The organism is Acidisphaera sp. L21 (genome assembly GCF_009765685.1).
Lineage (GTDB): Bacteria > Pseudomonadota > Alphaproteobacteria > Acetobacterales > Acetobacteraceae > LMUY01.
Map to the genome: position 1 here is coordinate 28,656 of NZ_LMUY01000137.1, position 21,739 is coordinate 50,394.

Genomic DNA, 21,739 nt, shown 5'->3' on the forward strand with positions numbered 1-21,739 from the left:
TGCATCGCCCATACGGTAGTAACCTTCTTCATCGAAGGCCGCCCCGGTGCTAGTCGCATCGCGCCAATATCCAGGGGTCACGTTAGGGCCGCGGACACGTAACTCGAGCTTGCCATGCGTTGGTGCGAGCTTCAGCGCGATCCCCGTGACAGGGAGCCCAACAGAGCCTGCGTTTGCCGATTTGCCATCGGTACAGAGAGCGAATGGTGCAGTCTCGGTGCAGCCCAACCCGGTGATCATCGGGACGGACTTACCGGTAGCTTCTTGCGATAAGCGTTCGAGTTCATCCCACAGCGGCTGAGGTAGACTTGCCGCTGCGAAAAACGGCACTCGAAGCCTACTAAAAAACTTTTGGTTCAGAACAGGGTCCTGGCGTAGATGCGACGCCAAAGCTTGCCAAGCCAGTGGCACTGTCAAATGCAAGGTGGGAGAGATCTCGTGTAGCGCTTCGATCGTCGAGTCAAATCCGCCCGGTGTAGGGCGTCCCTTGTCGATAAACATCGTGCCGCCATTGAACAGCACTAGATTGAGGTTGTGATTGCCACCAAAGGTATGGCTCCAAGGCAGCCAGTCCAATAGCACCGGCGGCTCCTCGGCGAGGAACTCGAATCGCGCCGCCAGCATGGCTTGGTTCGAACACAACATTCTCTGTGTATTGATGACGGCTTTAGGCGCACCTGTTGAGCCTGATGTGAACAGAAGCTTGGCAACTGTCTCTCCGTCAACCCTTGCGGCTGCTATGTCGACTGCTCGTGTCGGCGCAGATGACATCTCCTCTAGATTATCGAGAACCTCGATGTTGAGTGACTTGGCCCAATCGAGAGCGGACCCATAAGCCTCGCCAAAGGCAACAATTAGACCGGGCGTCGTCAGCGCCACAATGCTCCGCAGTTTTGCCGTGTCATTGCTCGCAAGTGAGTAGGCAGCGGAGATTGGCACATATGGAATTCCGACGTGCAAGCAAGCGAGGCCAACGAGAGCGTGGTCAATGCCATTCCCGGACAAGACTAACACAGGCCGCTCGATCGTAAGGTCCCTCTTCAGCAACCCTTGAGCGATACGCCGCATGCTCGTCGCCGCCTGACCGTATGTCAGGCGGCGCCATCCGAGCTCAGCACGCTCAGCTAGGAAAGTCGCGTCTGGCGTAGCAGCTGCCCAATGAAGCAGTCGGTCTGTTACGCGCAACGCGTAATCTGACAGTAATGACGTGGTTCGGATTAGAGTAGAACCGTCCGTCCGCCGTTGCACGCAAAGCCCAGGGTCGTCAGTCATGGATGATCTTCCTTCAGCCGTGAAGAGACTGAACGGGTCAGGAACCTCCTCGTAGTTAGATCCGCTTGACGAAGACCCAGTAAGTGTCACCGACGATCGCCTTCTTCATATGGATCTTCACCTTGGTAGGCTTCATCACATAATCGAAAGTGTAATCAAACATTGCGTTGAGGTTCCCCTGCTTAACACCGGCATCAAACACACCGCGAAAGCCCGGTTTATTGCAGCAGGGGGCAACTTCATTGAAGAAGTTCCTGCCAAGCACTGCATCTCTCCTTCGACCTGTAATGTCGCTCTCAGTTTGATTGAACGCCAAGATCTTTCCATTATGATCGAGCTGAATTGCGCCGAATGCCAACCCGTCAATTTCAGCTGGCGATAAGGTTGCCATGACGTTGTCCAGATCGTCTTGATCGAATTCAACGCGCGTCATCAGGTCCATGCTTACGCCCTCGAAAGGTGTCGCATAATCTTAGTGCCGATCGGTAAACCCATCGTAAATGCGAGGGAAAACCTTTAAGTAACCTATAGTGAGGCATTGGGGATCTATAGCGTGGAATGGCACGATCATGATTCTTGATACCCGCATCGAGTTTGGCCGCAACGACATCGACAATGTCTTGGCAAAGATGACACCAAATGAAATCGACCGACTACCATTCGGCGCAGTCCAACTTGACTCGGCTGGAGTGGTTTTGGCTTACAACAGAACGGAGAGTTCCCTGACGGGGCGCGAACCGGCAGATGTGATCGGCCGCCACTTTTTCGATGAGATCGCTCCCTGCTGCAACACAAGCGTGTTCCGGGGAACTTTTGACGCCGGAGTTGAGGCAAACCACCTCGACACAATATTTACCTATGTGTTTGACTACAAGATGCGTCCAACGAAGGTAAAGATCCATATGAGAAGCGCTTTGGGAACTCCGACGTATTGGGTGTTCGTCAAGCGTCTTTGAGAGCCGGAGGCATATTGCCTTGATTAGCAGTCAGGAGTCATTCCTGATGATGGTGAAGAAGCACATCATCATTGGCGCGAAGGTGAAAGCGAAGGGCGTATAGCTGCTGCATCGAGATTGAACAACACGCCATGTGCGAGAAGCTGGATTTCAACGTAGTGCGCAAGCTTGGTCAGTTTTGTGATCTCAGTGCTTGTTGCACGGCGAGGTTGCTGACCGATGACGCAGAGGGCGCCGAGACCTTGCATGAGGTTCACCCCAGCGTAGAAGCGGATCCCAGGGTGTGAGATCACGAGCGGATTGCGGGCGAACCGTGAGTCACGTGTCGCATCCTCAACGACCATAGTGCCATCACTCTGGATGGTGTGGGAGCAAAACGAAACCTCGCGAGGAAGTTGCTTTACAGTAAGACCGATGATTGTCTTGAACCATTGACGATCTGAGTCCACCAAACTAACGGCTGCAATGGACGTACCTGGCATCACATCGAGCGCCTGCTCGGCGAACCCACGGAACAGCTGATCACCCATGGTGTCCAGGATTCCGGTATCACGAAGGCGCTGCAGTCTTTTTGCTTCCGAGAATGACTCCATTGTCATGCCTTCCTATAAGCGGATACGTTCTGCCTTAATGCAGGCTGGGCCGCGTCAACGATCCGGAGGCGCCGGGACTGCGACGCCGGCTGACCGTCTGCAACTTTACCGACGCGAAAGCGGCCCATCAAAGACGCCATCTCGGCAGCTTCGGTCTTGAGACTTGAGGCAGCGACTGTTGCTAACTCGATCATAGCCGAGTTTTGCTGGGTTACCTGGTCCATCTGATTGACCACTATGTTAACCTCTCCAAGCCCAGTCGCCTGCTCCTGCGCGGATATCGCCATCTCGGAAAGCAATGCGTCGATCTGACCGACCTTGTCCGTGACACCATCAAGTGCCGAAGCCGTTTCGGTGACCAGTTTGACGCCGCGCTTCACCTCTTCCGAGCTGGAGGCGATCAGTAGCTTGATCTCCTTGGCTGCCACGGCAGAGCGTTGTGCCAACGCACGCACTTCCTGCGCCTTAACGGCAAACCTCCGACTGGCATTGCCAGCGCGAGCTGCCTCAACCCCGGCGTTGAGTGCCAGTAGATTGGTCTGGAACGCGATCTCATCCATGACACCGATGATCTGGGTGATCTTGGTAGAGCTGTCGTTGATCTCTCTCATGACCGAGGCTGCTTGGTTCATCACCTTGCCAGACAGTACGGTTCCCGACCGGGCAGTGGAGGCGGCGAGAGCGGCCTGCAGTGCACCTTCCGCGCTTCGCTTGACGGTTGCCGTGATTTGGTCGAGGGCGGCGGCAGTTTGTTCAAGGCTGGCAGCTTGCTGCTCGACACGACGCGATAGCCCATCTGTCGAGGCGGCGATCTCCTGGGTACCCGTGTTGATGGTCTCAGCACTATTGGCGACCTTCGACATGGTGGCCTCGAGTCCCTCAAGTGAGGCGTTGTAGTCTGACCGAAGCTCTTCGAACACCGGATCAAATTCCTGGTCCAGGCGATGTTCCAGATTGTTGCTAGCCAACTCCGCGAGACCATTGGCGACCTCGGTTACGGCGCGAACCCGACCTGTGACGTCCGTGGCAAATTTAATGATCGACGTGACGTTACCGTTCAGATCGAAGATCGGATTGTAGGACGCCTGAATCCATACAGGCCGTCCGCCTCGACCAAGCCGCTTGAACTCGCCAGAGGCGAACTCCCCCGCGTTTAACTTCCGCCAGAACTCCCGGTATTCAAAGGATTCGGCGTAAGCGACGTCAACAAACATACGGTGATGCTTACCTTAGATTTCGCTCAACGAATATCCCAGCACAGCCAGGAAGTTCTGGTTGGCGTTGATGATCTCACCGGCTGGCGTGAATTTAATAATGCCTTGGACCCGGGAGATCGCGGCCAATTTTGCTTCGAATGCGGCGTTCTTCAGATGGTCCGCCGTGGTGTCACTCGCCGCTTTACGATTGCGACGACCTTGCCGCTGGCGTTTAACACCGGGTTATAGGAGGCTTGGATCCAGACCTGCTTCCCACCCTTGCCGATGCGGCAATATTCCTGTCGGTCAAATTCACCGCGGCCGAGCTTGAGCCAAAAGTCCTTGTAAGCGTCTGATTGAGCATACTCGCCATCGACAAACATGCTGTGGTGCTTGCAAAGAACCTCTGAGGCGCCGTACCCCATTAATTCACAGAAAGGCTCGTTCGCCGCTAAGATTGTCCCAATCGTATCGAACTCAATGATGGCAAGTGACTTGTCAAGGGCGCTAAAAACGCGCCTTGCCTTGGACTGGAACCCGCGAAATATGTTCAGCATGGGCTTCACATTCAGATCATTGAGCTGAGGACTGCCCATGACATAGCGGTCCGTGACTATAATAGGCGATGACATCCTTTCGAGGTTGTAAATCCGGGTGTTCAGGCCACAACTAAAGTGCAGTCCGAGTTGCTATAGCGGAGTTTTGATACTCGAATAACGCGATCCGCTAAGCCAGGTGGCTTACCGGCTCTGCGGAGAGCCGGCGCGAATGCGAGCGTGTTGCCCTGCGGGCTTGGTGGCCGAGTGCTATACAGACTTGGTCATCGCCAAACTTGTATGATCGGCGGCAACTATCTGGAGCAGGCTAGAGACTTCACGATGCCACTTCTTTGCCGAGGTAGCGCAGTGCTGCAACAAGCCAGCTTTCAGGGAAGTGTTTGATAGGGGTGACGCCAGGTAATCTCAATGCGAGGTTCGACTACACATTCGACTGTGTCAACGCCCCCGTCACAGAGAACTGTCCGCTTCCGGCCAGATCCCGCCAGAGGCCGTCCGACCGCTGCGCCATTCGGTCCCGTTCCGCCGGATGTAGGCCGTTCCCAAAGCCATCGTCCGGTATACCAGACCTCTCTGGTTGACCTCCTTGGGACTAGACCTCTTTTAGCCATCGACGCGCTGAGCTACTGAACGCTCCGTTCATCGACCATCTCGAACAGCTTATGGTTGTCGCTATAGTCGACAGGAACGCCGATGATGACGGGACCGACCGTCGCCATCGCCTTCTTGAGCCCCGGAGCAATCTCGTCCGGTTCGCGGATCATCAGGCCGGTCGCACCGAACGCCTCCGCGTATTTGACCGGGTTGACCGGCCCGAGGTCGCAGCCGGACGATCGTCCGTATTTGATCTTCTCCTGCTCGGCCACCATGTCGTACGATCCATCGATCCAGATCATGTGAACCAGGTTGCATTTCAGGCGGACGGCCGTCTCGAGTTCCATGGCCGAGAACAGGAAACCGCCGTCGCCAGAAATCGAAATGACCTTCTCATGGGGGCGCACCAGGCAGGCTGCGATGCCCCACGGGAGCGCCACGCCAAGCGTTTGCTGACCGTTCGAGATCAGCACTTGGCGCGCCCTGAAGCTGTAGAGATACCGCGCCAACCACAAATGGAAAGACCCCATGTCCAGGCAGAGGGTGACATCGGTCTCCAGCACCTTCTGCAGTTCGCTGACGAGGCGAAGCGGGTGGATGGGGGTCCCATTCTTAAGCCCGGCCTGCTGGGTGAGATGAGCCCGTTCGGCGGCAATCGCCTGCAGGAGGTGGCTGGACAAGGCCGGCCGTTCCCGCCTGTTCACCAACGGCGTTAGCGCTGCGAGCGTCTGCGCGATGTCGCCGGTCAGTTCGACATAGGGGCAGTACTCGGCATCGAGATCGGGTTCCAGCACATCGATGTGGATGATCCTGCGAGCGTTACCCTTGTTCCAATGCGGCGGCCAATACTCGACAGGATCATAACCTATGGTCACGACCACGTCGGCGGAGCCCAGCAGGCGGTCGGCGGGCTGGTTCGCGATTTGCCCCACACGACCGCCAAAGCTATCGAGCAGGTGCTCACCGACCGCGCCCGCACTCTGGAAGGTGCCGACGACGGCGAGCTTGTTCTGCTCCAGAAAGGCGCGGACGGCCTCGGCATTGGCAGGCTTGCTCGCAAGCAAGCCTAGGAGGACCACAGGGTTCTCCGCTGCCGTGAGGAGCCGCCCAGCCTCGGCAATAGCTCCCGAGTCGGCAGGGCCGGGCCCGGACTTGAATGGCAGATCCAGGAGCCTGGCACCAGCGGGCGCCATCATGACATCCATCGGCAAGTTGACGTAGGCAGCGCCTGGCCGCCCGCCTTCGGCCGCCCGGAAGGCGTTGTTGAGCACTTCTGTCACCGCGTGGGGTGCGCCCACCGTCACGCTAAACTTCGTCACCGGCTTCATGATCGACACCGCATCCATCGTCTGATGGATCTGCTTGAGCCCGTCTGCCATCGGGACGGCGCCCCCAAGGGCCACAACGGGATCGCCCTCCGAATTGGCGGTTGCGAGGCCGGTCGTCAGGTTGGAGACGCCAGGACCGGATGTGGCGATGCAGACGCCCGCCCGGCCGGTCATCCGGCCGATGCCCCCCGCGATGAAGGCTGCATTCTGCTCGTGACGGCACACCACCGTCTTAATGTTCGAATCGACAAGGGCATTGAAGACGGTATCGATCTTAGCGCCGGGCACGCCGAACACATATTTGACGCCGCGGGCTTCGAGCGTCCGCACGATGAGTTCCGCACCGTTCTCGGGAGTGGCCACGTCATATTCTCCGCTGGCTATGTGACTCAATGTCCGGACTCAGCCTTGTCGAGGTCGTTGGACGTGTCCCGGCTCAGGTCCGCCTTCAGGAACTCTTCGTTTTCCGGGAGGGCGATGTGGAAGTCCTCCAGCTCCTGCACGCGCAGTCTGACCTGTCCCGTTTTTAATTCTAGGAGATGTCCACCTTGGGTGCGGTCATCCGACAGATAATGGATGTGATAGCCAGGCACGCTGATGGCCCCTGAGAAAATGGGGGAATAGATGCCGATCAACGTCCCCTTGCAGTCGGTGAACTCGAACTCGTGTTGCGTCTTCGCCGCGTCCAGGAGGGTCGCACCCGGCGCCGGCGCACAGACCGCTCGCGTCCTGATGGTTTTGAACACGCCGTCGAGCCGGATGGCATAGAACAGATTGTCTGTCCGGCGGAACGTGTCGAGATGCGTCTTCAAATCGTCGAACGACGCCATGGCGGGCAACGTTACATCGACGGCGGGATCAAAGCGTGTGACTGTTGCGAACGGCGCCTCATCGGTTGGAAGGGCTTCAAAGATCGCGCCGCTGCCCTCGATGCGGAAGATGTGCCCGTCAACGATGATCATCTCCCCATGCAGGCCCGCAAACGTTCCGAGACCGAAGTCGCCATGCTCCAGCAATTTCTCGCAGGTGATGGCGCCAGCATATTTGCCCGCGACGAGAGACCGCGATGTCGATACCTGGAACAGCGTATGCAACGGCCTGTCCAGGTAGGCCGCGATGGCTGCGGCCACGAGGCTGTCGATGGCACCGCCGCCATTGCGCGACCTCGCGTTTAGGCCCTTGATCAATGATTGCGGCAAGCTAAGTGTCACATTTGCCAAATCGACCTCCTTATTGGTCCAGCCCTGCGAACAGGCTCTAGGAACGGATGAAGGCCAGGAGGTCGGCGTTGATCACATCGGCATTCGTGGTGAGCATGCCGTGCGGGAAGCCGGGATAGATTTTCAAAACGCCGTGCTTGAGAAGTTTGGCGGAAAGCACGCCGGCGTCCCGGTAGGGCACGATCTGATCGTCATCACCGTGCATCACCAGGGTCGGAACGTCGATCGTCTTTAGGTCTTCGGTGAAGTCGGTTTCAGAGAATGCCTTGATGCCCTCGTAATGGGCCTTGGCGCCGCCCATCATGCCCTGGCGCCACCAATTCTGGATGACGCCTTCCAGCGGTCTGGCGCCGGGCCGATTGAAGCCATAAAACGGACCCGCCGGCACATCGCGGAAGAACTGCGCGCGGTTGGCAGCCAAACCGTTCCGGAGACCATCGAACACTTCTAGCGGCAAGCCGCCGGGGTTGCCGTCTGTCTTGACCATGAGCGGCGGTACGGCGGACATCAGCACCGCCTTCGCCACGCGGCCATTGCCATGACGCGCGACATAGCGCGCGACCTCGCCGCCGCCCGTCGAGTGACCGACATGAACAGCGTTCCGCAGGTCGAGTTGCCTTACCACCGCGGCGGCGTCGGCTGCATAATGGTCCATGTCATGGCCACTCGACACCTGGCTGGACCGGCCATGGCCACGGCGATCGAATGCGACAACCCGATAGCCGTGCTGGACGAAAAACAGCATTTGCGTATCCCAGTCATCGGAACTGAGCGGCCATCCATGGTGGAAGACAATTGGCTGCCCCTCTCCCCAGTCTTTGTAGAAAATGTTTACGCCGTCTATGGTGGTGATCATGTCCACTACACTGCAACCTTTACAAAACTAGTAAGAACTTGGATTCGGTGATGGGTTACTTGGTGATGACGGTAGAGCGGTTACAGTATTACTCGTGGCTCGAGTAATACACGGCTGTGGTCGTAGAATAGTAAATTTTGGAGCAAAGCGGCTCAACATGGCTTCCATGTTGTCAAGGATGACCCATCGAGGTCTAAATGGCATTGGCTGTTATGAGCATGCTTTGTCTAATTTGGTTGTCTTTAGCGGTCGGCCTGATATCGGCGGAAGAACGTCAGGCGATTAAGATGAAGGGGATGCTGTGAGCAAAGTGGATGCACCGTAAACAACAACGAATTGGTTCGCCGAAACCCGAGACAGATAGGGGCCACGTTGCTGACGCTGTGCTGGCCCATCTTGGCATTATGTCTCCGCCGGTCTTGCGGTGCAGTTCCGTGCAGGGTCCTATGACCGTTACGCGCCTGCAGAGTCATGCTGTCGTCCGACAGGATTATGCGTCGCTACCGCGGGACGACGCGTTGATCTTCCGGCTGCACCTCCGGGAGCTGTCGGATCATAGACTGTGGCTGAATGGTAGGGCTCAACCGGTCGCCAAATGCTCCCCCGGCACGGTCAGCATTTACGATGTCCAACAGGAACTGGCTGTCAGCATCACCGATCCGCTCGATGTCGTCCGCATCTTTATCCCCAGGACCGCACTTGTCGAGATTGGGCGGGAGAGCGGCGTGAGACAGGTGACTGGCTTTAATTTCCGGCATGGCGATGCGACCGATGATCCGGTGATCAGTTCTCTGGTATCGTCGCTTTTACCCTCGGTCGGAGCGCCCGAGGCCGCATTCGGCTTGTTTGTCGACCACGTCATGCTTGCACTTCTAACGTATGTCGGCCGGGCCTATGGCGCCGTGGACTACACGCGCAGGGCGGCGCGGGGCAAGTTGGCGCCCTGGCAAGAGCGGCGGGCCAAGGAGATGTTAGAGGCGGATTTGAACTCCAATTTGCGCACCGCCGCATTGGCCGAGGCGTGCGGCCTGTCTCCCAGCCATTTTGCACGGGCCTTCAGACAATCCACGGGCCTTCCGCCGCATCGCTGGCTGCTTAATCGCCGGGTCGATCGCGCCAAGGAATTGATGCTCACGACAGGCATGTCGCTTCCCGACCTTGCGGCGGCATGCGGCTTTTCCGACCAAAGTCACCTTAGCCGTGTATTCGAGCGGGTCGTAGGCGTTCCACCAGGCGCTTGGCGGCGGTCGCATACGTGCCAGATTGCTGACTTCTAGTTGTAGAGTGCCACCTGTCCCGGCATCTTAACAATCCGCGTTCCTATCCGAACCGAATATTGGCCTCTTCTGCAATTTAAGGGGTCAAATGCGGGAGCAGGGTTCGGGGCCATGCCCAAAGCGAACGCGGCCGAGCAGCGGGGGGAATAATCTTCGAGGCGGCTTGTTCACTCTATGTTCCGCGCAAGGGTGGCGCCATGGACCACAACCTTACCAATCGAAAACGTCGAGACCTGATCCTGTCCACCCGCTGGCAGACTGGACACTTGATAGTTCGCGTTGGTCGTTGGAGGTCAAGTTCGGTCGGTGCCGACAGACGCAAGTTGTGCCAGCAGAGACTGCTCGAAAAGGAAGGCGTCCAGTTCGACGAGCGGATTAGCCGGGACCAAGCTTGGTGCCCGGCCATGCTTGGCTCGCCGTTAGACCTGCGCCATTCCACCGTCAGCGAAGAGTTCCGTGCCCGCGATGAAGCTGGCGTCGTCTGAAGCAAGGAAGGTCACGGCTTTGGCGATCTCATCTGGATCACCGACCCGGCCGAGCGGAACCTGACTTGCCATGTAGTCGACAAGCCCCTGCTGCTGCGCCTCCTCCGGGCCAGCCAGACCGACTAACCCCGGGGTCTTCACCGGCCCGGGGCTAATGACGTTCACTCGAATGCCACGTGCCTTCAAGTCCAGCGTCCAGCTACGGGCCAGATTGCGAACCGCCGCCTTAGAGGCGCTGTAGAGGCTGAAGGCGGCCGTCCCCGTGATGCCGGTGACCGAACCCGTCAAGATCACCGAGGCACCGTCCACCAGCAGCGGCAGGGCCTGCTGCACGGTGAACACCACACCCTTCACGTTGCGGCCGAAGATGTCGTCGTATTGCTCCTCGGTGATCGCACCCAGCGGCTGCATGGAGCCGCCACCGGCATTGGCGAACAGCACGTCGATCCTGCCTGCATCGGCCTTCACCCGCCCATAGAGGCGAGTGAGGTCCGCCGACTTGGATGAGTCGGCTTGAACACCCGTGGCAGTGGGGCCGATGGCTGCAACGGCGGCGTCCAACTCGGCCTGACGACGGCCGGTAACGAAGACGCGGGCACCCTCGGCGGCAAACCGTTTGGCTGTAGCAAGGCCAATGCCGCTGGTCCCCCCGGTGACTACGGCCACTTTACCTTCGAGTTTGCGGGGCATGTCGGCATCTCCAGTTGGTTGATGCACGGAAGATGTGGCCAAACGTGTTTCTGCAAAATAGAAAGGTCTGCAAAGTATCTTTGCAGGAATGTCTATGTTGGGGCTGCCGGATTTCGAGGGTTTGGCCATGGTGGCCAAGGTGGCGGAGGAGCGGTCCATTGCCGTCGCCGCCCGGACGCTGGGCGTCTCAGTGGCGACCGTGTCGCGTGCCGTGACCCGGCTTGAGGAACGGCTTGGCGGCCAACTCTTCAACCGGACCTCGCGCCGCTTAGCACTGACCGACCTCGGGCAGCGTGTGGCCGAACAGGCAGCCAAGGTGCTGTGGCAAGCAGAGGAGGTGGAGAACGAGGCGCGTGAGTTGGCGAGCCGACCACGTGGCACGGTGCGTCTGGCTGTCCCCATGTCCTTCGGGCTGCGGTGGGTCGCGCCGCTTATGCCGGAGTTCTTGCGGCTCTATCCGGACATCTCCGTGGACCTACACTTGAGCGACGCCAAGGTAGACCTGATCGGGGAAGGCTTTGACGCTGCCCTGCGGATCGCGGTGATGGAGGACTCCTCCCTCATCGCCCGGCAGCTATGCCCGGTGGCGCGCCACGTCGTGGCAGCGCCAGCCTACCTCGCTCGATACGGGCGTCCGCAGCACCCAAGCGAACTGAGTGTTCATCACTGCCTCGGCTACGCCTTCCACGCCCGTGGCGATGTTTGGCGTTTCCAAGAGCCGGCAGGGGAGGCAGCCACGGTAACACCGACTGGACCGCTGCGAGTGACCAACGTGGACGCACTGCTCCCCACGTTGCTTGAAGGATTGGGCATTGCCGAGTTGCCGGAATTTATCTCGGCCGAACACCTTGCTGCTGGCCGACTGGAGATCATCCTACCAGAGTGGCGGCTGACCTCTGGCGGCCTGTACTTTGTCACGCCTTCGGCGCGTAACCGTTCGGCCAAGGTGGAGGCGCTGGCCGGGTTCTTTGCAACAAGGTTGTCGAAGCCAGCGTGGTTGAGAGGTGACGAGGCAGGGCCGCACCCGGCTACTAGCGGTTCCCAGCGAGATAAGACAGCAGGTGCGACACAAGCGTCTCGGGAGCTTCCCGCTGCGGAAAATAACCAACATCCGCCGGCGTCACGAGCGAGAAAGACCCGCTGAACTTTTCATGCACTGCTAGCACGAAGTTTCGGGACGACCACGGCCCTCAAACCTCAAGCTCGGTAATCTCCACGAACATCTCTCCGCCTCCGAGTAGGAGACGGCCCACCGTAGTGGGCAAAGAGAACCTCCGAGGACCGGCACTCCCCGGATTGATGTAAAGCACGCCGTCTTTCCGTCGCGTGTGTGCCTTATGCGAATGGCCATAGACCACGACTCGAAAACCAGCCGACACCGGATCAAGGGCAAGATCGTCAAGGTTGTGGAGCATGTAAGCGAGAATGCGCCCATCTAGCTCTATCGCCTCGGTCTCGGGAATAGCGGACGCCCAAAGCCCCTTATCGACATTTCCACGAATTGCGACGACCGGAGCCAAACGCTCCAGTTCGGTCAGGATATCGGGTTTGCCAATATCGCCAGCATGCAAGATTAAGTCACTTCCCCGGAGCGCCTTGCTTGCTTCCGGCCGTAGGAGACCATGTGTGTCCGAGATCAAGCCAACGACTTGCCTCGCCATTTTTGCCTAGGATGCTTTCCGGCGCGGTCTCATCACGCGCTCGGCTGTCATCGATGGACGCTCCGCCGCCTTCTCCTCTTTCGCCTTTGACGACTTGCCGCCCTGAATCGGCAATTTTAAAGCAGGTTGTCGGCGTGTCTCTTCCGTCGTCGCAGCCTTCTTCCTTTTGGTCTCCTTTACAGGCTCGGCTGCCGATGCGGGCGGAGCACCCAAGCTCTTTTTCAATGCTGCCATCAGGTCGATCACGTTGCTTGGGGCTGCTACTGGTGCCGCCTCTTCCTCGATTGCAGCGCCCTTCAGCTTGGCATCGATCATGGCGCGCAGGCGGGTCTCGTACCTGTCTTCGAGGTCACTTGGATCATACCTGCCACTTTGCCGCTGAACCAATTGCACGGCGAGTTGCACCATCTCCTCGTCCACAGAGACGCGCTGAACATTCTCGAATAGTTCAGTCGAACTGTTCAGATCGCGCTCTTCATTCAACGTTTGTGCGACCAGTCCACCGTTTGCTGGGCGGATGGCAATGGTGCGCTCGCGTTGAGCGATGACAACGCGGGTGAGTGCTACTTTGCCGGTTCTCGTGATGGCTTCGCGCAAAACGGCATATACGTCATCCGATCCCTTTCCATCCGGCGCCAAGTAGTAGGAGGCATCGAAGTAGATTGGATCGATAGAATCTTCATCGACGAACTTCTCCACCGACATCAATGAGGAAGTCTCGACTTTCACGCTGTCAAAGTCGCTATCCTCAAAGAGGACGTAACGGTTCTTTTGGAATTCGTAGCCCTTCACCGTCTCGCTACGACGAACTTCCTCACCGGTTTCAGCGTCCTGACTGACCATCCGAATGCGATTACCCGTGGCCGGGTTGATCATGTTGAATTTGATTGATCCACGATCATGCTTGGCGCTGAACAATGCGACTGACATGACACAAGGGCGAGGCGAAGGTGGCCACGCCATACTGGTCGAGAAGCCATCAGAGTTGCGCTGGGTACAGGGTCATGTGACGCTAAAGCACTGACACTGTATGGGTTTTGGCGGGGCAACCCGGACGTTTCTCTGAAGTCGGATCAGAGTCGATCCGCAGTCGCTTCAAAAACATGGCTTTGTGTTTGAGTAGACTGGCGGAGAGATAGAACACCTTCATGTGAGCCGGTCGAAGTGCGGTTAAGCAGCGGAACAACGAGAGAACTGCGGTTCTGCGGTTCTTAGTCGAACTCTCCGTCCATCGGCTCCGCTACAGAACGCCAGTGGCTCCCCCCGGCTGTGTGCTTTTCCTCTCGTTCGGTAAGCCCAACTCTTCTCGAATGTGCGTGAACTTGGCCGGGTCAGCCAGTCGGCGGTCTGCCATCATTACACGCAACTCAGCCAACCCTTCGTCAGTGAAGAACAGCCTTGGTGGCCGGAGGGTCACATCTAGCCGAAGCAGTCCTCGATCGAGCATGGATTGAGCCGTGGGCGGTATCTTGGGCGCACCTGCGCGCGCCCCACCCCGCCACGTCCGAAGTTGGATGCCCTCCGCGATTGTCGGGTAAGTTGAGAAGAACATGTCCAATTCCCGGCGGATGAAATCTCGCTCTTTTGGATTGAACGTCATTGCTGTTGTTGATGCGATCGTCATCGGTGCCTCATAGCGCCTTTGGATGCGTATTGGAACGCAGCCACGCGCAAGCTCGGTCTGCTTATGTGGAGCATGCCATCCCCTTGAAAGTTGGTGAACCGAAGCTTGACCGTAGGACCATTTTCCTGGCAAGTTCCTGCTACGTTCTTTTTAGGAAAGAGGGTGCGAGATGGCCTGCGGCATGGCATTCGATGTTTACGACCTACTGCTCGCGCTGCCTGCCAATGGCGAATGGGTGAGCGGAAAAGGTCAATTCCAACACCTGCTCATGATCTTGCTGGGTGGAGGGTCGTCACTCATCGAGGAGACGTCCATGCCAGCCACCGATGAGATGCTGGTACCAGAGTGGCAGGTTCGCCTGTCGCATATCGGTCAACAGGAGAGAGCCGCAATCCTCCAACCATGTGATGCCTGAGGTAGCCGAGGACAGCGCGTGGGCCACGACGTCACTGATCGAAAGCGCCCACAGCTTTTGGTAGCCTCATCGCTTTCCGATCTACGAGGATGGCAACTTGAAATTCGATGCAGTGGATGCCGGGCAGTAAAGGCACTAACGGTTCGGCGTCTTCTTGACGATCTCCACGTCGATCCTAACGCTACCTTGACCAGCATCACCGGCAAGCTGCGATGTACAGAGCCTCACTGCAATAAGCGGCCTGATCGAGTGGCCATGACGCGCCAGAATGAATTCATGATCGTGTGGGGTTCCGGCGCCCCGATGTAGGCTGTCTTGGAGCTGATCAGCTGGATCGGAGGATGCAGTGTGATGTGAGACACACCCCATTTGGTCTGTAGCCCCTAGACTGCCTGGGCTGTGATGCAGGCATCATTAGCGCCGACTACGCCGTAGAGCAGGCGAGGAACATGCAAAGTCAATCAGCTGAGTTACGTCAGGGATCGGTCATTCGGATCACCTCGCCAAACGGACAAAAGCATGACGATCACAACGACGGTCGAGTGATGGAGCACCACGGCAGCATGGTCCTGATCCGCTTCCCTCAGTCAACCGAACTCTGGGTGGCGGACGATCTTCACTATGACCGGGACAACGACGTTTGGTTGGCACCGCCGTCAGGCAACGTTTTCGAAACTGAGTAAATCAGCCGGCTGACTTGAGAAAGGTTCATGCACCGTTTGGCGGCGCGGCACATCTTGCTTGGATTGCCGAGCCAGATTGCAGTACGCTATGGAGCCAGGATGCACGAAGTCGTGCTACCTGATGGCGTGCTTAGCGGTGTCAAAGGTTCGTTCTGATCGCAGGCCAGCTTGATCAGGCCAACCATGCTGCTTGGCAGCACAATGCGATCACCTGTTCTACACGATGTATGAATCTTCGCCTTCACCTCGATCGGCATGCCATCGCGACGCGCCCACGCACCAGCGTCGGCGCAGAAACCGGGGACCGCAGGCGGCGCGGCAGATGGTTGAGTAATCGCTCCAGCCACCGGGTGCTGAGATGGGGTGAAATGCTGCGTCGCCGTCTTGCGTGGGGCGACATGTGGCGACAAAGCAGGCTGTTGATGGGCAACCTTGTGCGAGGAGGCTTGTGAGATCTTAGCAGAGTGCGGCTGTGTGCTCTTGAGGGTTGGGGTGTGTGGCGACGATATCGGGGTTCGATGGTCGGCTTTGTGGGAGCCGGTTTGCAGCGGCGATGCGAGGGTCCGATCAGCGATCTTAGGTGAAGCCGCCTGAGACCCAGTAGCAGCAAACACTGCGATCAATCCAACTATCCCTAGTCTCGCCATGAAAACCTCGATTGTCACAAGGGAGGGGGTAGAGCTCTACTTCGGGCGAGGCAAGGGCGCTGGTAGGCAATGACCACTTGCTTCTACCATTACAGAGATCGCCATAACTGTGTGAGCGGTCAAGGCGCTCTTGCTGCCTGCACAAAAAAGGCAGGGCGGCCACCTTCAGCTTGGCAGAAATCTTCGCTAAGCTGAGCAGCATGAAGAATTCGACTTTCCCGCTTCCATCGGCACGCCGTGCTGTGTTCGGATACCCGACGAATGATAATCTAGCCCTGCTTCGGCGGGCAGAATGACTAGGGAAGAGATGGACATCCTCCGGCAGGGCCTTACGCCAGAGGGCGTCAATGTCTGGTGCGAGCGCTGCTATGCAGGTTCAGAGCGACTCGGGCGCGTCATTGGGCATGCAGAGGACAAAGATCGCCTCCTCTCTCGCAAGGCTTTCTCCAGAACAAGAGCGGATGGATCATGCAGTTTCAGACGACTGAAGCGGGTTATGCCGCTCTTTGCGCCACTGCGTGACGCATGTTTGCGACTGAAACGACCTTGCCGCTATCCGCGACGAGCGATCAATTCAAATCGGTTTTCGGCTGCGCAATCGTGGGCATCTTCTTGGTCGTCGTCATGGTAGGCGACGCACTTGGTCGAATAATCGCAGGTGCAGTGGTCGGGGGCGTCATGGGCTTCTGGTTATCCCGCCCGGTGCGGGTGCCGGACTCAAAGCCCACTCCGGACATACCAATGGGATTGATCAAAATACGCCACTTTAGATCGACCAAGTAGCAGTCCATCGGTATCGGTCATGCCGGTAGCTCAATTCTACCGTCTGATGGTCGCCTGCGTGCTGACAATCGCTCTGAGGATGATGCGCTAACGGAAGTCACGACTGGTCGGCATTTTCGCTTTCGTCCGAGCCGGACCGGGATGAGGCCGGCGAACCTCATCAGCCCGGCCAAGCACCACTTTTCCCAAATCCAAATTAGGTTGTGCTGTGTTCAAGCTTCGGAGCAGATCGGTCCGGTCAATCAACCGGCGGCAGATGAGGTGGGTAATCGGCACCTCGGCATGCTCGACCTCTCGCTCGATCTTGCCTTCGGCCACCATGAGGCCTGAACCGATCATCGCCGCCCGGTCTCGCTCGCCCACGTTGGTGTAGATGACGAGATTTGCGACCCCGAACTCATCCTCCAGCGTGATGAAGACGATTCCTTTTGCAGTACCCGGACGCTGACGCATGAGTACGATACCGGGCAGTCGGACTGAGGTGCCGGGTTCGGCTGTGTTAAGGAAGTTCGTATCGTGATAACCTAGCTTCGATAAGGTGGGGCGTAATAAGGCGAGCGGATGCTCTCTCAATGAAAGTCCCGTCGCCGCGTAGTCCAGCACCACGGATTGCCCTTTCGCTTCGGCAGGGAGGACGGGAGCGGGTTCTTGGATCAACCCAGCTTCACCGAGGAAGTTTTCGGCCAGTTGTAAAAGAGGTGGGATGTCATGCTCGATGGCTTTGGCATCCCACATCGCGTCCCGCCGGCTGGCGCCCAGACTCGCAAACGCGTCCGCTTCGGCTAATGCCTCGATGGCCTTCCGGCTCACCCCACTGCGGCGAGCCACTTCCTCCACCGAGCTATATGGTGAGCCGTTCCCGGATCGCCGCGTTTTCACGATCTGCCGACCTTCCTCCTCGGCCAACCCAGACGCCAACCGAAGACCCAGCCGTAGCGCGTGCTGGTCATTGCTGCCTAGGTCAAACTCAAGCGTGCTGTCCCAATCGGAGGCATTTATATCCAGCGGTCGGACCAGCACCTCATGCTTCTTGGCGTCGGATACGATCTGAGCGGGCGCGTAAAATCCCATCGGCTGGCTGTTGAGCAATGCCGCCGCGAACACGGCCGGATGATGGCGCTTCAGCCATGATGACGCGTAGGCAAGATGAGCGAAACTGGCAGCGTGGCTTTCCGGAAAGCCGTATGACCCGAACCCCTCGATTTGTTTGAACACGCGTTCAGCAAGTTCTGGATCGTAGCCTCGCTTTACCATGCCGCCCACCAGCCGGTCGCGATACATGCTCACGCCTTGAGTGTGCTTGAACGTCGCCATGGCCCGGCGCAGTTGATCCGCTCCATTGGGAGTGAATCCGGCCGCCACGATCGCCACCCGCATCGCCTGCTCTTGGAACAGCGGCACACCAAGGGTGCGGCCCAGCACGTTTTTCAACTCATCGGAATGGCCATGCTCAGGCGAAGGCTTTGGATAGACTGGCTGCTCTAGCCCCCAGCGGCGCCGCAAATAGGGATGTACCATGTCGCCTTGGATCGGACCGGGACGGATAATTGCAACCTGAATAACCAGATCGTAGAACTTACTTGGTTTCATCTTCGGCAGAGACGCCATTTGAGCGCGACTTTCGACCTGAAAGACGCCGAGGCTGTCCGCCCGGCGCAGCATGGCATAGGTCTCTTCGCAGTCTTTCGGAACCGCAGCTAGATCAAGTTCTCTCTTATGGTGCTGCCGTAGCAGGTCGAACCCGCGACGTAGGCACGACAGCATGCCCAGCGCGAGAATATCGACCTTGAGTAGCTTCAGGGCATCGACATCGTCCTTGTCCCACTCCAGCTATCAAGCGACATCAGGAACCCATCCAGCGTGTTGCCTCACGACGGAATGTTACTCAAGCTTTTCATGTCGTCGGCAGCCTGCATGGTTTTGTCAGGGCCCATGACCCCCGCCGCTGGAACTGCCGATTGAGGCATCGGACCCAGCAAGACCTCCCGCGCCATCGTCAGCCGCCGCACCTTCATGAACCGCTGGACCGTGCGGAGATGATCCGTTGTAAACCGTTCCGGATACAGTGCCCGCAGCCGCTCCAACGCTGCCACGGCCGTCAACGCCGGCTGCGCATCCAGCCAGGTCAGCAGTTGATCGCGCACCGCATCCAGCATTGATGGCCTCACGATCGGCTTTACCCGGACATAGCGTCGCCGGTGCGTTGGCCGTTGTTCGCCGGCCTCCCAGGCGACCTTCAAGCTCGCCGTGAACACCGACAGATCAAGCGGCGCTGGCGTTTCCGCCCGACCCGCCGTCATGCCTCGTTCATCCACTCGTTTGCCCAATTCCGCCTGTGCCCCCCGGATCTCAGCCAGCAATAGGACCGGGTCAGCAACCGCCATCATGCTGCGCAGCTTCGACTTGTCGGCCTCCGATACCGCCGCATGCGTCAGCACCCGCATCACCGGGCGCACGGGGAGGTAGTACCGCTTGATGACCCGCGCGCCCTCACGGCGCTTCTCCCGCAGCTTGAACGACGGCTGGAACAGATTGCCGTGCAGGCGGGCTGACGCATACAACCGTCCAAGGCTTTCACCCGCGAGCACACCTTCAAACCGACCATAGCCAACCAGCTGCCGGACGATTGCACCGTTCTTCTGCTCAACCCAGGCCTGGTCATTCTTCCGGTAGGCCCGTGAGCGCGTCACCTCCAGCCCCGCCGCTCGGCACCAGCCCACCACCAGGTCGTTCATGAACAGGCTGTCGTTGTCGAAATCCACGCCACGCAGCGGAAACGGAAACAGCTCGCGCGCCCGGCCAAGGGCATGCACGACCATCTCGGCCTCGCGCACGACGATCGGAATGCATTCCGTCCACCCAGTCGCCACATCCGTCAGCACCATCGTCTGCGCGAATGCCCCCGACACCGTTGTGCCGCCGTGCGATACAAAGTCCACCTCGACCCAACCGGGCGCCGGGTCATTCCAATCGTTGAATGTCCGGATCGGCACGCTGCGCCGCACCGCCGAGCCAAATCCCGCCGGACGCCGACGCCCGCTACCCGCAACCAAGCGCACCCCGGTGAGCAATCGGTCGATCGTCGCAGCGCTCACCTCGAGCAGTCTTCCCCGCGGTGCCTCGTCCAACGTCACACGGCCGTGCTGCTCCAGCGCCGGCAGCAATACGGCAATCATCGGCCGCAAGCGCTTCGAGCAGACCCGGTCAGCAACCTCCCAGAGCTGGATCAGGGCATCGCGCACCTCCGGACCATAGCGACCACGCTGGGATACAGCCTGATCCGCCGTTATGATCTCCTGCTCCTCCTTCCGGTCGCCCAAGCCGGACAGCAACCGAATCGCATGTTTGCGATGGTAGCCGGTCACCGCCGCAAACTCGTCCAAAATGCGCGATCGCTCCCATCTTTTCGCATCCCGGTAACGGAGGCTCACCGCCTCCAAAAGCTCCGTCCGTCCCGCCATGCTGATCCGCCGTGCCATCCCGTTGCTTCCCAAGCCCACGTCTGCCGGTAACAAACCATCTGAGGCAACGACATCGGCTGGTAGCAATTAACGTGAGGCAATGCGTGGATGGGTTTACCCTGTCGCCTGACACTCCAGCACGGTGCGGCCAGCCATGGCCGCGTTACCCACAACCGCCATCTCGGTGAGAGGTCCCCGGCTCATGACGAATCCCCCGACGTGAGTTGCCAGATGCCGTGGGAAATTGGGCGTCGGCCAAGGCTTGCCCAACATGGAGGTTGGTGCCGGGTGCATCCACGCCCCCGATAAGCCCATGGCCTTGCCGACCTCACGGATGGCGCTACGGCCACGATACCGAATGACGGTGCCGACGATGGAATTTCCATCGCCAGTTCCAGTGTCAGGGACAGACGGCGATCGGAAAGGTCGAGGCCCTCCGCGTCAGCCAAGGCTTCCAGCACCGACCGGGTCAATGAAGCGGCTGCCGCTAAGTGGCCAAACGGCGTGCCGGAGGACATCCGGCAGCGGATCACGCACGAACTCCACCTCATCGACGAACTAATAGACCATCCTTTGGCCGCGTCGCTCCGACGCATACAAGGTCGGGTTGCTTCAGCCCCAACTGAGCCAAGCCGGCCGGCCAAACATCAGGGTCACGGCCTATCCAAATCATAGAGCCTGCCGTCCGTGCGAGGACCGAGGCGCAGAACCCGATGGCAGCGCCGGCATCGACCGCCAGCACCTCATGGAAGGCGGCACGAGTAAGGCCGCCGCTGGGCAAAACGACATCAATGGTCGGGCAAATGGACAGCCCGGCGGCCTGCGCGGGCGCACCGCCACGCTCTAGTCGAGCTACAGTGGCGCGAAGGGCAGCAAGGGCGGCCTGACGATCGGATGGAAGAACGCTGACGGACATGGCATTCGGCTACCCAGCGCTATGGGGACGAGTTGGACGACGGCGAAGGATAACCAATCCAGATCGTTGCATGTGCTCTGCAATGCGGTCCGCAGCCAGCTTGGCGGCAAAATTCCAGCCACTCTTCCTTGGCTTGCCGCGCTCGTCGAACGTCAGGGCGTAGGCCAGAACCTCGGCAACCTCCTCCGGCGTTGCCGCCGCAAGGTGCTGGAGATCAGAAGCAGAGGAAGGATCGTCAGCCATGGCGAACCGTATGGCGATCACGAGAACACTTCAAGAACAGAATCTGTGTGAAGGCGTCGAAAACGGCTTGACGTTGGGTCCCTAACCGGCGGGTGCGAGTGCCGGCTGATCGTGAAAGCCGCAAAATCAATCGTCTCTGGCCGATCGGCCTTCGACATATCGGTTAGCAAAGTTTTCTGCGAGCTTGCCGGACGGAGGTGCTCGATCTTTGACGCAGACGTTAACGATTCAGGTAAACGATGCGCAGTTGGTGTCAGGCGTGTTGCGGGTCCCAAAGCGCCC

20 protein-coding genes are annotated in these 21,739 nt (G+C 58.7%); 5 read left to right on the forward strand and 15 right to left on the reverse strand.

The window, feature by feature from the left end:
- The coding region (locus GSQ76_RS25610; RefSeq protein WP_158746923.1) for an AMP-binding protein at positions 1-1,272 on the reverse strand (1,272 nt) is incomplete at its 3' end.
- Positions 1,273-1,327: 55 nt separating this feature from the next.
- Positions 1,328-1,714, reverse strand: coding sequence for a photoactive yellow protein (gene pyp, locus GSQ76_RS25615; protein WP_216851298.1), 387 nt, complete (start codon positions 1,712-1,714; stop codon positions 1,328-1,330).
- Positions 1,715-1,841: 127 nt separating this feature from the next.
- Between pyp (GSQ76_RS25615) and pyp (GSQ76_RS25620) the strand changes: the two genes are divergently transcribed.
- Positions 1,842-2,228: a photoactive yellow protein gene (pyp, locus tag GSQ76_RS25620; protein WP_158746924.1), complete on the forward strand. Its 387-nt coding sequence runs from the start codon at positions 1,842-1,844 to the stop codon at positions 2,226-2,228.
- Positions 2,229-2,296: 68 nt separating this feature from the next.
- Here the strand turns inward: pyp (GSQ76_RS25620) and GSQ76_RS25625 are convergent, their stop codons facing one another.
- From GSQ76_RS25625 to GSQ76_RS25645, 6 genes are all read right to left on the reverse strand, one after another.
- Positions 2,297-2,821, reverse strand: a complete 525-nt coding sequence (locus tag GSQ76_RS25625; protein WP_216851299.1) for a GAF domain-containing protein — start codon at positions 2,819-2,821, stop codon at positions 2,297-2,299.
- 2 nt (positions 2,822-2,823) lie between these two features.
- A complete protein-coding gene (locus tag GSQ76_RS25630) occupies positions 2,824-4,035 on the reverse strand; it encodes a PAS domain-containing methyl-accepting chemotaxis protein (RefSeq protein ID WP_216851300.1) in 1,212 nt (403 codons plus the stop codon).
- 152 nt (positions 4,036-4,187) lie between these two features.
- A complete protein-coding gene (locus GSQ76_RS31450; RefSeq protein ID WP_216851301.1) occupies positions 4,188-4,613 on the reverse strand; it encodes a PAS domain-containing protein in 426 nt (141 codons plus the stop codon).
- A gap of 584 nt (positions 4,614-5,197) precedes the next feature.
- Positions 5,198-6,859: an acetolactate synthase AlsS gene (gene alsS / locus GSQ76_RS25635; protein WP_158746926.1), complete on the reverse strand. Its 1,662-nt coding sequence runs from the start codon at positions 6,857-6,859 to the stop codon at positions 5,198-5,200.
- A 26-nt stretch (positions 6,860-6,885) separates the two neighbouring features.
- Entirely contained in the window at positions 6,886-7,707 is an 822-nt protein-coding gene (gene budA / locus GSQ76_RS25640) for an acetolactate decarboxylase (RefSeq protein ID WP_254070634.1), read from the reverse strand.
- A 46-nt stretch (positions 7,708-7,753) separates the two neighbouring features.
- The gene (locus GSQ76_RS25645) at positions 7,754-8,572 is read right to left on the reverse strand and encodes an alpha/beta fold hydrolase (RefSeq protein ID WP_408837282.1); all 819 of its coding nucleotides are present in this window, start codon (positions 8,570-8,572) and stop codon (positions 7,754-7,756) included.
- Positions 8,573-9,090: 518 nt separating this feature from the next.
- Between GSQ76_RS25645 and GSQ76_RS25650 the strand changes: the two genes are divergently transcribed.
- Complete coding sequence (locus GSQ76_RS25650; protein WP_158746929.1) at positions 9,091-9,849, forward strand: AraC family transcriptional regulator; 759 nt, start codon at positions 9,091-9,093, stop codon at positions 9,847-9,849.
- Positions 9,850-10,268: 419 nt separating this feature from the next.
- Here GSQ76_RS25650 and GSQ76_RS25655 read toward each other — a convergent pair whose 3' ends face one another.
- A complete protein-coding gene (locus GSQ76_RS25655) occupies positions 10,269-11,024 on the reverse strand; it encodes an SDR family oxidoreductase (RefSeq protein WP_158746930.1) in 756 nt (251 codons plus the stop codon).
- A gap of 94 nt (positions 11,025-11,118) precedes the next feature.
- On the opposite strand from GSQ76_RS25655, the gene GSQ76_RS25660 reads away from it, so the two are divergent.
- Positions 11,119-12,168 (forward strand): LysR family transcriptional regulator, encoded by a 1,050-nt coding sequence (locus GSQ76_RS25660; RefSeq protein ID WP_158746931.1) that lies wholly within the window; start codon positions 11,119-11,121, stop codon positions 12,166-12,168.
- Positions 12,169-12,214: 46 nt separating this feature from the next.
- On the opposite strand, the gene GSQ76_RS25665 is transcribed toward GSQ76_RS25660, so the two are convergent.
- From GSQ76_RS25665 to GSQ76_RS25675, 3 genes are all read right to left on the reverse strand, one after another.
- Positions 12,215-12,685, reverse strand: coding sequence for a metallophosphoesterase family protein (locus GSQ76_RS25665; RefSeq protein WP_158746932.1), 471 nt, complete (start codon positions 12,683-12,685; stop codon positions 12,215-12,217).
- 6 nt (positions 12,686-12,691) lie between these two features.
- The gene (locus tag GSQ76_RS25670; RefSeq protein WP_335904938.1) at positions 12,692-13,648 is read right to left on the reverse strand and encodes a Ku protein; all 957 of its coding nucleotides are present in this window, start codon (positions 13,646-13,648) and stop codon (positions 12,692-12,694) included.
- A 277-nt stretch (positions 13,649-13,925) separates the two neighbouring features.
- Positions 13,926-14,309: a hypothetical protein gene (locus GSQ76_RS25675; RefSeq protein WP_158746934.1), complete on the reverse strand. Its 384-nt coding sequence runs from the start codon at positions 14,307-14,309 to the stop codon at positions 13,926-13,928.
- Between the two features lie 181 nt (positions 14,310-14,490).
- Between GSQ76_RS25675 and GSQ76_RS25680 the strand changes: the two genes are divergently transcribed.
- The gene (locus GSQ76_RS25680; protein ID WP_158746935.1) at positions 14,491-14,724 is read left to right on the forward strand and encodes a hypothetical protein; all 234 of its coding nucleotides are present in this window, start codon (positions 14,491-14,493) and stop codon (positions 14,722-14,724) included.
- A gap of 449 nt (positions 14,725-15,173) precedes the next feature.
- Entirely contained in the window at positions 15,174-15,407 is a 234-nt protein-coding gene (locus GSQ76_RS25685) for a hypothetical protein (RefSeq protein ID WP_158746936.1), read from the forward strand.
- A gap of 1,517 nt (positions 15,408-16,924) precedes the next feature.
- Here GSQ76_RS25685 and GSQ76_RS25690 read toward each other — a convergent pair.
- From GSQ76_RS25690 to GSQ76_RS25700, 3 genes are all read right to left on the reverse strand, one after another.
- Positions 16,925-18,601, reverse strand: coding sequence for a hypothetical protein (locus GSQ76_RS25690; protein ID WP_158746937.1), 1,677 nt, complete (start codon positions 18,599-18,601; stop codon positions 16,925-16,927).
- A gap of 104 nt (positions 18,602-18,705) precedes the next feature.
- On the reverse strand, positions 18,706-20,316 hold the full coding sequence (locus GSQ76_RS25695) for a DDE-type integrase/transposase/recombinase (protein ID WP_216851303.1): 1,611 nt from the start codon (positions 20,314-20,316) through the stop codon (positions 18,706-18,708).
- 907 nt (positions 20,317-21,223) lie between these two features.
- Positions 21,224-21,478, reverse strand: coding sequence for a hypothetical protein (locus GSQ76_RS25700; RefSeq protein ID WP_158746938.1), 255 nt, complete (start codon positions 21,476-21,478; stop codon positions 21,224-21,226).
- Positions 21,479-21,739: the final 261 nt, after the last annotated feature.

What these genes read in the sequence shown, in the direction of transcription:
- pyp (WP_216851298.1), bottom strand. Translation starts at nt 1,714, where the DNA reads ATGGACCTGATGACGCGCGTTGAATTCGATCAAGACGATCTGGACAAC.
- pyp (WP_158746924.1), top strand. Translation starts at nt 1,842, where the DNA reads ATGATTCTTGATACCCGCATCGAGTTTGGCCGCAACGACATCGACAAT.
- GSQ76_RS25625 (WP_216851299.1), bottom strand. Translation starts at nt 2,821, where the DNA reads ATGGAGTCATTCTCGGAAGCAAAAAGACTGCAGCGCCTTCGTGATACC.
- GSQ76_RS25630 (WP_216851300.1), bottom strand. Translation starts at nt 4,035, where the DNA reads ATGTTTGTTGACGTCGCTTACGCCGAATCCTTTGAATACCGGGAGTTC.
- GSQ76_RS31450 (WP_216851301.1), bottom strand. Translation starts at nt 4,613, where the DNA reads ATGGGCAGTCCTCAGCTCAATGATCTGAATGTGAAGCCCATGCTGAAC.
- GSQ76_RS25645 (WP_408837282.1), bottom strand. Translation starts at nt 8,572, where the DNA reads ATGATCACCACCATAGACGGCGTAAACATTTTCTACAAAGACTGGGGA.
- GSQ76_RS25655 (WP_158746930.1), bottom strand. Translation starts at nt 11,024, where the DNA reads ATGCCCCGCAAACTCGAAGGTAAAGTGGCCGTAGTCACCGGGGGGACC.
- GSQ76_RS25660 (WP_158746931.1), top strand. Translation starts at nt 11,119, where the DNA reads ATGTTGGGGCTGCCGGATTTCGAGGGTTTGGCCATGGTGGCCAAGGTG.
- GSQ76_RS25665 (WP_158746932.1), bottom strand. Translation starts at nt 12,685, where the DNA reads ATGGCGAGGCAAGTCGTTGGCTTGATCTCGGACACACATGGTCTCCTA.
- GSQ76_RS25670 (WP_335904938.1), bottom strand. Translation starts at nt 13,648, where the DNA reads ATGGCGTGGCCACCTTCGCCTCGCCCTTGTGTCATGTCAGTCGCATTG.
- GSQ76_RS25675 (WP_158746934.1), bottom strand. Translation starts at nt 14,309, where the DNA reads ATGACGATCGCATCAACAACAGCAATGACGTTCAATCCAAAAGAGCGA.
- GSQ76_RS25680 (WP_158746935.1), top strand. Translation starts at nt 14,491, where the DNA reads ATGGCATTCGATGTTTACGACCTACTGCTCGCGCTGCCTGCCAATGGC.
- GSQ76_RS25685 (WP_158746936.1), top strand. Translation starts at nt 15,174, where the DNA reads ATGCAAAGTCAATCAGCTGAGTTACGTCAGGGATCGGTCATTCGGATC.
- GSQ76_RS25690 (WP_158746937.1), bottom strand. Translation starts at nt 18,601, where the DNA reads ATGCTGTCGTGCCTACGTCGCGGGTTCGACCTGCTACGGCAGCACCAT.
- GSQ76_RS25695 (WP_216851303.1), bottom strand. Translation starts at nt 20,316, where the DNA reads ATGGCACGGCGGATCAGCATGGCGGGACGGACGGAGCTTTTGGAGGCG.